Source organism: Bradyrhizobium sp. RP6, from assembly GCF_003837805.1.
In the GTDB taxonomy this organism is placed as follows: domain Bacteria; phylum Pseudomonadota; class Alphaproteobacteria; order Rhizobiales; family Xanthobacteraceae; genus Bradyrhizobium.
This window is the reverse complement of the sequence record NZ_RQIT01000068.1, coordinates 1-825: the sequence shown is the minus strand read 5'-3', so window position 1 is coordinate 825 and position 825 is coordinate 1. Positions and strand designations below refer to the sequence as shown.

1 pseudogene is annotated in these 825 nt (G+C 59.4%); it reads right to left on the bottom strand.

Going from position 1 to position 825, the window contains the following annotated elements:
- Nucleotides 1–256 precede the first annotated feature (256 nt).
- Nucleotides 257–418 (bottom strand): annotated as a pseudogene (locus EHH60_RS39000) (transposase); the annotation flags it as partial.
- Nucleotides 419–825 lie beyond the last annotated feature (407 nt).

Here is an 825-nt window from a genome sequence, read left to right as displayed (position 1 = left end):
CTACTAGGGCTCTTTACCCTCGCAGCTCGGAGCGGTTTGACGTCTACCCCTGCAGGTCGACTTCGGAGGGCCATCCTCCATCTCTGACAAAGCTTCGTCAGGATTCAGGCCGACGCCTGACTTCCACGGCACACGACGTCCTCGTGCTTGACGCTGCGCCACAGCCGCTCGATGAAGACGTTGTCCATCCAACGACCGCGGCCTCGCGTTCGCGAGCGTCCTCGCTCTCCCGCCCGACACCCGCCTCAAAGGCCCGGGCCGCCTGGTCCAGCAGCTGCTTCTTCCAGGCATAGATCTGGTTCGGGTGAACCTCGTAGCGCTGGGCCAGATCGGCCACCGTCGCCTGCTCCCGCACGGCTTCCAGTGCGATCTTTGCCTTCAATGCCGCGTCGATCTTGCGTCTCGTCTTCGTCGTCATCATCCGCTCCGTTTATTAGACGGAGCCGCCCCTTCCAACTAAGCACGTGGTCCCAAAATCGGGATCCATTTCACACCATCGCCCGGGGCCAATTCGTTGGTGTGATTTGTGAAAGGTGCCCAACTGGGACACCACCCCGGTTTGATCGCTGCATTGCCTCGCCCCCGCCGCACACAGATCCATGCCGATGATGGTCGCCCCTCAAGATTGCGCAACATCAACTCTTTTTTCTGAGGAGTTGCCTTTGCGGGTCGAGCCTCGCTAAATCTGCAGCACCGGCGCGAGCTACTGCGGCTTCCAATCCAGCAACAAAGGAAACCTGATATGATCCCTGTTGAAGAGGCCTTTATTCGAGCGATAACGTTGCTTGACGGTCCAAAACCGACCGAGCAACGGGCTCAAATCGT